This window comes from Umezawaea tangerina (assembly GCF_003002815.1).
Lineage (GTDB): Bacteria > Actinomycetota > Actinomycetes > Mycobacteriales > Pseudonocardiaceae > Umezawaea > Umezawaea tangerina.
Genome location: NZ_PVTF01000022.1, coordinates 142871 through 152437, shown reverse-complemented (window position 1 = coordinate 152437; position 9567 = coordinate 142871). Strand labels below are relative to the sequence as shown.

Sequence of the window (9567 nt, the reverse complement as noted above, 5' to 3'; positions counted from 1 at the left end):
GAACATGTCCGCAGCGAAGTCCTCGATCACCGGGCGCACCAACGCCATCTCCTCCGGCCTCACCGCTACAGAAGATCACATCGCCGACACACCCCATCACACGACCTAACGAAGTCCTACTAGGCGACGGTAGTTGAACACCCAGGCGATGGTGCGTTCGATGACCCAACGGTGTCGGCCCAGTCTGTCGCTGGACTCGATGCCCTTGCGGGCGATCCGGACGCCGATGCCGCGGTCGCGCACCCACCCACGCAGCTCGCGGCTGTCATAAGCCTTGTCCGCGTGCAACTTGTCGGGTCTGCGACGGCGGCGACCACGTCGGGACCGGATCGCGGGGATCGCCATCACCAACGGCTTGAGCGCCTGGGAGTCGTGGGTGTTGGCGCCGGACACCCCCACCGACAGCGGGATGCCCTGACGGTCGGTCAGGACGTGGATCTTCGAGCCCGACTTGCCGCGGTCGACCGGGTTCCGGCCGGTCATGGTTCCCCTTTTTTCGCCCGAACGGATGCTCCGTCCACGACAGCGCGGGACCAGTCGATCAGCCCTTGGGCGCCGAGCTCGTCCAAGACCGCCTGGTGCATCCGCCGCCACAGCCCAGCCTTGGTCCACCTGGTGAACCGGCGGTGCGCGGTCGGCACCGTGACCCCGAACGACGGCGGCAGCAGACGCCATGGACAACCGCTGGTCAGTACGAACACGATCGCGGTGAACACCGCCCGGTCGTCCACGGGCGCAGTCCCGCCACGTTGAGGACGGGTGGTGAAACCGGGGATCAACGGTTCGACCAAGGCCCACAACTCATCGTGCACCAAGCGCAGCGATAGGTCATCCACGACCGACGATCATGCCAAGTCGCCATGATCGACCCACGTGAGACATCCTCTAAATAGAGGCTCATTTTGTTAGTCATAGCCCAGAGGGCCATTGTGCGAGAGCGCTGCGACAGAGTCTCGTAGTCTCGTGCCAGTCGACGGTGCTGTGTCAGCCAGTCGAAGGTCCGCTCCATCACCCAGCAGCGGGGAAGTACGTGAAACCCTGTGGCGGCAACACGTTTGACGACCTCGACGCGAACGCCACGGTGGGCGCCGTGGCGCAGGATGGAGTCGTTGTAGCCGCCGTCCACCCACGCCAGGGAGATACTCGGATGAGACGACAAGCCTCCAGCTAAAACCTCCGAGGACGCCGTCTCATTTTAGTCCTCGTAGGACAAGCGACCGAAGCGTTCCTCGGAGGTCCCAGCCATGAGAGAAGGTAGTTCTATCAGCGACGGCAAGCCGGTCCAGGATCTCTTTGCCGCCGGTCGAGTCCTGGACCGACGCGGCGGTGACGACCACAGCGAGCAGCAGGCCGAGGACGTCGGTGGTGATGTGCGGCTTGCGACCCTTGATCTTCTTGTTCGCATCGATCCCCTGATCGGATTCGTTGATATTGCACGAGGTTTTGACGCTCTGTGAGTCGAGGATCGCCGCGGTGGGAGTGGCCGACCGTCCACTCGCGACACGGACCCGATCCTGTAGGAGGTTGTGCAGCGCCTCGGTGGTGCCGTCGGTCTCCCACTTGGCGTAGTAGTCGTAGACCGTCTTGTACGGCGGGAAATCGTGCGGCAGGTATTCCAAGGCGATCCGGGTCCTGCACATGTACAGGATGACGTTGACGATCTCTCGCAGGTCATGAACCCGCGCCGCCGTTCCCGGTCCGCGCCGGGCGGCGCGTCACGCCGTCATCGTCGGCTCGATCAACGTGTGCCGCTCGAAAAGTCGTCGCTGCTGGTCAGGCGGCATGTCTGTATTCGTTGATGAGTCCGCCGAGGATGCGGGTGCGGAGCACGCTGTAGGTGTCGGGGTCATGTACTGCGGTGGGGTGTTGCAGAACGTCGGGTGGTAGCTGGTTGCGGGCTTGGTGAGGCCGGTGTTGGTTGTAGTGCTCTTCGTAGGTTTTCAGGACTTGTCGTGCGTGACCCTCGTTCATGATCAGGATGTGGTCGAGGAGTTCGCGTCGGATGGTGCCGATGACTCGTTCGCAGTGGGCGTTCACCCGGGGCGCTCGTGGCGCGCTGGTGATGACGCGCAGGTGGTCGGCGTGGAAGACGGTGTCGAACGTGTGGCCGTACTTGCCGTCGCGGTCGCGGAGAAGGAATCGGAGCGACTCCGTTCGGTGTCCGAGGTCGGCGGCGAGGTTTCTGGCCTGCTGCGCAGTCCATGCCTGGGTCGGGTGGGCGGTGACGCCGGTGATGTGCAGGCGCCTGGTGTGATGTTCGAGGAAGGCCAGCGCGTAGAGCCGCTTGCCGAGTGCGGTGTCGATGTGGAGGAAGTCCGCCGCGATGATGCCTTCGGCTTGGGCGGTGAGGAATTCCCGCCAGGTTGGGCCACTGCGGCGTGGTGCCGGGTCGATGCCCGCGTCGTGCAGGATCTGCCAGACGGTCGAGGGGGCGATGCGGTGGCCGAGCCTGGCCAGCTCGCCTTGGATGCGGCGGTGTCCCCACCGGGAGTTCTCTCTGGCGAGTCGTACTACGAGCGTCGTGATCGCTGCTCGTGTTGGCGGTCGGCCGATGCGTCGATGTGCGGTGTAGTCCCACTTGGGGGCGATGAATCTGCGGTGCCAGGCGAGCAGGGTGCCCGGCGTGACCGGGAAGACCTCCCGCCAACGGTGACGATCCACCAATCCGGACAAGGCGGCGAACCAGAACCGGTCAGCGGGCTCGTAGCGGATCGGACCCGTCAGCTGCCGTCGCAGTATCGCGTTCTCGTGCCGCAGCACAAGCAGCTCGGCATCCTTGGCCGTCTCGCTGCGCAGCACCACCGACAGGACGGACAGCAGCTTCCTGGCCACCTTGTACAGCAGGGACACGATCACCAGGACATGCTCTCAGCACGGTGACGCCTCCTGGCTCTACCAGCGGCGACGACTTTTCGAGCGGCACAACACCAGTTGAAGTCGCCACAGCCATCCGCCGACTTCACGACCTTCCGTACCGACTGACACTGCCCTCGCCAATCTCGCCCCGTTCGTCCGGCTCGCTGAACGCATCGACGCAGCCACGACGCTCACCAAAGCGGACCGGACCTGGCTCAGCGAACACCTGGAATCCCTCCAGGGCCGCTACGCCAACCTTCCTCTCGGCCTGCCGCACTGCGTCGTGCACGGTGACGCCTGGGTCGGCAACGTAGTGGCCACCGACGACGGTCAGGTGGTGGTGCTCGACCTCGAACGCTGCTCCGTCGGGCCACCCGAGTGGGACCTCGTGAGCACCGCCATCAAGTACACCAGCTTCAACTGAATCACCGCGGAGGACTATCGCGACTTCTGCGACCGTTATGGCTACGATGTCATTGATTGGCCCGGCTTCGAACTACTCCGCGACATTCGCGAACTGCGTATGTCGCGGTACGTCGCTCAATGCGCAGGTGAAGAACCCAACGCATTTGCGGAGGCCAGCCTTTGTGTCGCCTGTCTGCGCGGAGATAAGACGCGGCCTTGGCGATGGACTGCAGCGCTGTGAACCGACGGGCCGAGTTCGCTATGAGCCAGGACTATGGTCGTCAGAGGCGCGACCGAACAGTAGCGTAGCACGGGTCTCCCTCACCTGTCGAATACGTTGATGTCGCAACGGCCGCCCTCCCGTGAACGTCCTCTTTTACCGATGACAGCCGTTCCAAAGTTGACACAGGGAATATACGAGAGCCCGGATAGTACCCCCGAGCTGGTCCGGGCAACGGGCATTACTACCTTCGCAAATTCGCTCTCGGCAGCAACCATGGGCCAACCCGACGATCTCGCTGAGACTCGCCATCCACACCTTCCGGGTTGCGACGAGAATCAAAACCAGCCCGAGTCGGGTAGCATCAATTCACCGAGCAGCCGGAACCGGGACGGATCGTTCGCAATACCTGATTTGTTAGGCGAACGGCGAAAAAGTCCTTCGACCAGAACGGCGCGATCTGCGTTTTTTCATTCCCAGGCTTTGCCGTAGCCCTTGAGAGGGAGTCGCACCCTGACCTCTGATGGCCCACCTCGACGCATGGTCGACACCGCAATTTCTCCGAAAGAATCGTCATGGTCCTCATGTCAAAACTGGACAATGGCGCCATAGAAGATCGGCTTGAAGGGAGCTTTCTGCTGTCGCAACCGCTCAGAGAGGGACCGGATGAGGTCGGTGGCTTCCGCACTGATCGACACTGCCGTGGCATCGTGTCTAGCGCAGGCACCACCGGCGCCCAGTCGACCGTGGTCTCAAATTCCCCGATCACACTCTCATGCAGGACGTTATCCAGTGCCGAGCGCTCTCAGGCCCCGCAGTTCGTCGAAGCACGGCCCAGCGTTTCCGCGGACCCCGCCAAGCCTTCAGCGCCCGAATCGCCTTTGGTGAGATCACTCAATGGCCACGCGATGCTTCTTTACCATTTCCCAAAACTCAATGGAGGACGACAACGAAAGGCTGCCACGGTTACGCAGGCCCTGAATTGCATTGACCTTAACTCGACAAACCGCCGGACCTCCAGCATCGATAGAAACCAGCTTTCCAGCACCCGACTCCTTAAGAAGGCGAATAAAGGCCGCCCAGGCTTCACCTCCGTATTCCAATTGCCATGGAGGGTTATCGTCGGCAGGCATCAAGCCGTCAGCATATACGACAACTATGTCAGTTCGAATACTAAACCTCTCCAGAAAATACTCAACGGCCTTGACAAATTCGCTTTCTGTTTCCGGTTCATCAACGACCGGGAGCGGAGCGCCGAGTTCACGTAGCGCACGCTGCACTTCCTCCGGTTTCTCAACAAGTGAAACTCGGCGAATCAACTGCTGCACACGAACGTCTTCAAATTCAGTTACGCCGCGAAGGGGAAGATCCTCGTTTGCAACTCTAAGGGAGTCGATGACGCAGTTCACAAATCGCACATTCTTTGATTCGACAGCCGGAAGCGTCAGAAGGTCGAACCGGCAATTAATGAACTTCACGTTCACGGCCGCCACGCCCGTAAGATCGAGATGACCAAATACCATCTCGGATAGCTCAACACTTTCGACCCGGCCGGTCTGATGGATGAGCGTCTCCCACAGCAAACCCAGATTGGCCGCGAACGCCTTCTGGCGAACCGCATGCAGCTCGCTTATATTCTTAATGTTGGACCTAAGCATGAGCTCAACACGATCAGCCTGCTGACGCACAAGTCGTGAAATCGTCGCTATTCGCAGCTGAGATCTCCCCAACAGCTCGATGACATCGCTAAAGTTATCTGCATAAAGATCACGCAAAATTGAATCAGCAAGAAAAATGTCATAGAATAGTTCATGCTGAAACGCAAACTTCTTGGGGACACCAGACTGCTCTGACACGTCCAGATTACACAGTACTGAAAGTCTCCGCGTTAGCCCTGGTCGAACAGTAAGATCGGTTTCATTCAGAGCGGTCTGTACCGCGTACTCCAGATCGTCCAGTACGACTTCGCGAACTCCTTGCTCGGCCATGATGCGAGCAAGCGTCTCGAACGTCACATGCAACTCATCGGGACTAAGCAGAGGCGCTCCCTGATCACCGGATGAAATGAGCTTTGGTGATTCACGCTCGATATACTTCCGCAAAAGCAGATCAGGAAGCGAGTTCCCGTAACCCTCGACTGAATTTAGCGACTCAGCGAAGACTCGCGCAAAGAAGGGAAGGCCTAGAAGATTCCGATCATTCTTTTCCAGGGCGCGTTCCTTAAGTAGATCAACGCCGTGCTGAATAAGGAAGCTCTCGACTTGATCAGAGTCCCAACGCTGGACAGCAGCCACCCTATGTTCAACCATCAAGTCTTGGCGCTGCTGCTCTTTACGAAGGCTTGAGCTGTACTGGTTGAGATAGTAGGACGACCTAGCAGATACAACAATTACACCACGCCCGTCCATGGCCTTTATCCAAGGTTCGAGAGCGCCGAGAGCGTTGTCGTATCCCGCACTCCCCAGAAACTCGTCGAATCCATCGACAAGCAGAGCGACCAGGCCGTTTCGACACAACGCTTTAATATTTTGAAGCTTGAGATTTTGCGTTTCCGTAGCAGCTGCACCAATCACGGTATCCAGACTGGCGGTAGCGTGCCCAGTAGAGCGCACATAAAAATAGAGTGGGCGACGTGCTTCGGAAGGCGTACTTTTATCCTCTTCTTCAATTTCATATGCACGACGAAGTGCGGCATTAACCATCAACCTGGTCTTGCCGATCCCCGCTTCTCCGCTCACGAAGTAGATACGCGTACTGGGGCCGCGCGTGCTCAATCTCTTGTCAATATCCTGCTTAAGTTGATCGAATAGTATTGTAGGTTCATTACCAGTAGTCTGGAGGTCAGAAACTCTGACCCTTGGCTCTATCGACGCAAAAGACCTCTTCGCCCAACCAAGGGCCTTCTTCTCGGCTTCATTCAATTCGCTCTCGACCCGCTTGAGATTCTGCCGAACACGCCTAGCCACCACGTTCCAGTTAACTATGTGGCGCAGAAAGTCGGGGTAGGGCACCCAGTCGTCCGATTCGCGATTCTTCCACTGACGTTGATCACCATTACCAAGTCGAAACATGTCAGTGCGCTCATCCGCTCCGCTTCCGACACCCGTAGCCAGATTCCAGTAGACAGTGACCTCGGCATCTTCCTCGTAGTGATGCACCGGATGGTCCTGCTCACGAAAGCCTTCGAGGTCAGCACGGAGATCGTTGACAAAATCAGCGAACATCGTGCCCAGTGTGGCGTGCTGCATTGACCTAGCGAGCGCTAGTGTTAGTTCTTCTCCGCGACCATCGATGCGGACTTCGTCCGGACTCGAACGTAGATACGCTGGCACCGTCGAACCGAATGTGGAGAACACACACAGCCGACCGTCGTCATCCACACATATAAAAGGCCACAATTTCATTCTCGCATTATCCCAATGCAGCTCAAGTCGCTTTAGCGACTCCTCTCCTGGCGCGACGGAAGCTACAGCCCCTGACAGATATTCGCGGATCAGAATTGACATTGCCGACATAGTATTCTTTACGCGCTGCGCCACCTTGCGACCCGCGTCACCGGATGGCAGTGGATTTCCGTGAAATAGGTGATTACGCAGTTTTTCAAGCGTACCAAACTGAGGGTCTTTACCATTTCCTGCGCGGACTTCACCAAGAACTGCGTCAATAAGGTCCGACGTTGACCCTATGGCATCCCTCTGAGCTGATCCGCGCAGGAACGGTCCAGTGCTTTTCAGGAACGCTTGGAAGCTGCCGAACCCTGGCGAACGGCTCAACTTGACCTTGCCTGGGTCCAGACTCTGCACCGCTGCTGCACTGCACATAGTGACGAAACGCAGTTGGAATTCGATAGTCGCGATATACTGGTGAACTGATGAGTCCCCCTCCAGTCCATCAGGCAAGTAGCTTGATTCGAGCTCGTCGTAGAGCTGGACCGCTGAATCCATCGAATCCCCTAGCGCTCGCTTGCGTCAGCTCATTGTAAATCGCGATAAGTTCGACAGGCGTTACGTGCCTCTGTACTCGTGTTGGGCGCGCCCCACATACGGTCGAGTCACGTTCCAACAACCAAGACTCTGCGGCACACTGCCCGTAAAGGTCTGGCAACCACCGTACAGGGCAGCATGCAGCGCGAACGCCTGAACCGCATCTGTACCTGGTGCGCAGACAGCGGCATCACCGAGATCGCATGACTGGCGACCACCTTCACAGTAAGGTGATCTTACCAACGGCGATTCGGGCGCTGAAGGCTTGACGGGGTCCGCGGAAACGCTGAGCCGTGCTCCGACGAACTGCGGCCTGAAAGCAGATAGTTCCCCGTGATCACCTGCCATGACACACTCGGCGTACCCATGAACTCGCCCAGTACCTCGGTCGACTGCTCCGCGGCGGACGCCGCGACCGCGGTACCCGGACTGGCGTCGGGGTGCTGACCTGCTACGAACAGGCTGTGTGAGCTGCCCCGAGCTTGGTGGGGACCTTGAAACCAGGATGATCGTCCTGGCAGATGGGAGATCGACCGTCGATGGCTCCTCCGAAGAAGTACCCCGACGAGCTGCGTGAACGAGCGGTGCGCGAGGTCGCCGAGTCCGGCCGTCCGACCGCGCATGCCGCCCGTGACCTCGGCATCCACCCCGAGGCCCTGCACACCTGGGTCCGCCAGGCCGAGGCCGACTGCGGTGACCGGACCGACCGGGCAACGACCGGTGAGAAGGAAGAGCTGGCCCGGTTGCGGCCGAGAGGTCGCGGAGTTGCGTCGTGCCAACGAGATCCTCAAGGCGGCCAGCGTGTATCTCGCGAAGGAGTTCGACCGTCCCCGGACGAAGTGACCGCGATGATTGATGATCACAAAGACCGCTTCGGGGTCGAGCCGATCTGTCGGGTGCTGGAGTTCCCGCCCAGCACGTACTACGCCCGCAAGACCCGCCGTCCCTCGGCGTGGGCCCGACGCGACGAGGGACTTCTCGCTCGTATCCGTGCCGTCCACGAGGCCAACCACGGCGTCTACGGGGCTCGGCGGGTCTGGCACCAGCTGCGCCGCGACGGTGTCGAGGTCGCCCGCTGCACCGTCGAGCGGTTGATGCGCGTACACGGCATTGAGGGCGTGATCCGGGGCGGCAAGCGCAGGACCACGATCCCGGAACTGGCAGCGCCCCGACCGCCGGATCTGGTCGACCGCCGGTTCACCGCGGACCGGCCCAACCGGTTGTGGGGGGCGGACATGACCTACGTCCGGACCTGGACGGGCTGGGTGTACGTCGCGTTCGTCCTGGACGTGTACTCCAGGATGATCGTGGGCTGGCAGTTGGCCGGTCACCTGCGCACCGACCTGCCTCTCGATGCGTTGGAAATGGCTCTATGGCAGCGAAAGGTCCGACACGGTGACGGTTTGATCCACCACTCCGACAGGGGCTGTCAATATTTGTCGATTCGCTACGGGCAGCGGTTGGCCGAGGTAGGGGTGACCGCCTCGGTCGGGTCGGTGGCCGATTCCTACGACAACGCCATGGCCCAAGCGCTCAACGGCACGTTCAAGGCTGAGTTGATCGACCGACGTACTTGGCCTGACCAGGCAGCCGTCGAACGAGCCGTTGTGTGGTGGGTCGGTTGGTACAACCACGACCGGCTGCACAGCTCGATCGGCCACGTCCCACCGGTCGAATACGAGGCCCTGCACTACAGTTCGATCGATACCCCGATGACCGCCTGATCCATATAACCCGGTCTCCATCAAAGCCGGGGCAGTTCACCTGGCCACCGTCGTCAAACCCGTGCTCGAACGCTGGCATGCCACTTCATCCGACAACCGCGCCGCGCGACTGGCGTTCATCGGCCACTCCATGGGCGGACTCGTACATCGAACACTGCGGCGGTGCCGAGATCACCGCAAACTCATCACTCTTGTCACCCCCTACCGCGGCGCCGCCAAAGCCCTACTCTTCTCGTCAACGGCATCCGCAAAGACCTCGGCTCCTTCGCCGTCGACCTCACTGCCTTCGCCCGCAGCATGCCCTCAGTCCATCAAACTACTTCTCACTGCACCTGCGTCGACCAACCCGAAGCCTGGCCACCCTCACCGAAACCACCCT

General features: G+C 60.0%; 4 protein-coding genes and 2 pseudogenes. 2 read left to right on the top strand and 4 right to left on the bottom strand.

Annotation, left to right across the window (positions count from 1 at the left end; translation table 11 throughout):
- Positions 1-120 precede the first annotated feature (120 nt).
- The 3 genes and pseudogenes from CLV43_RS44390 to CLV43_RS44375 all read right to left on the bottom strand — a co-directional run.
- Positions 121-836: pseudogene (locus CLV43_RS44390) on the bottom strand (IS5 family transposase); the annotation flags it as partial.
- Between the two features lie 354 nt (positions 837-1190).
- Positions 1191-1691, bottom strand: a pseudogene (locus CLV43_RS50395) (transposase); the annotation flags it as partial.
- A gap of 82 nt (positions 1692-1773) precedes the next feature.
- Positions 1774-2856: an integrase core domain-containing protein gene (locus tag CLV43_RS44375; RefSeq protein ID WP_106196569.1), complete on the bottom strand. Its 1083-nt coding sequence runs from the start codon at positions 2854-2856 to the stop codon at positions 1774-1776.
- A 172-nt stretch (positions 2857-3028) separates the two neighbouring features.
- Between CLV43_RS44375 and CLV43_RS48985 the strand changes: the two genes are divergently transcribed.
- A complete protein-coding gene (locus CLV43_RS48985) occupies positions 3029-3280 on the top strand; it encodes a phosphotransferase family protein (protein ID WP_245887492.1) in 252 nt (83 codons plus the stop codon).
- Between the two features lie 1091 nt (positions 3281-4371).
- On the opposite strand, the gene CLV43_RS47480 is transcribed toward CLV43_RS48985, so the two are convergent.
- Entirely contained in the window at positions 4372-7425 is a 3054-nt protein-coding gene (locus tag CLV43_RS47480; protein WP_146175153.1) for an NACHT domain-containing protein, read from the bottom strand.
- A 578-nt stretch (positions 7426-8003) separates the two neighbouring features.
- On the opposite strand from CLV43_RS47480, the gene CLV43_RS44360 reads away from it, so the two are divergent.
- On the top strand, positions 8004-9188 hold the full coding sequence (locus CLV43_RS44360) for an IS3 family transposase (RefSeq protein ID WP_245887489.1): 1185 nt from the start codon (positions 8004-8006) through the stop codon (positions 9186-9188).
- Positions 9189-9567 lie beyond the last annotated feature (379 nt).

Excerpts from the sequence above, each read along its gene's own strand:
- CLV43_RS47480 (WP_146175153.1), bottom strand. The coding sequence starts at position 7,425 with ATGGATTCAGCGGTCCAGCTCTACGACGAGCTCGAATCAAGCTACTTG.
- CLV43_RS44360 (WP_245887489.1), top strand. The coding sequence starts at position 8,004 with ATGGCTCCTCCGAAGAAGTACCCCGACGAGCTGCGTGAACGAGCGGTG.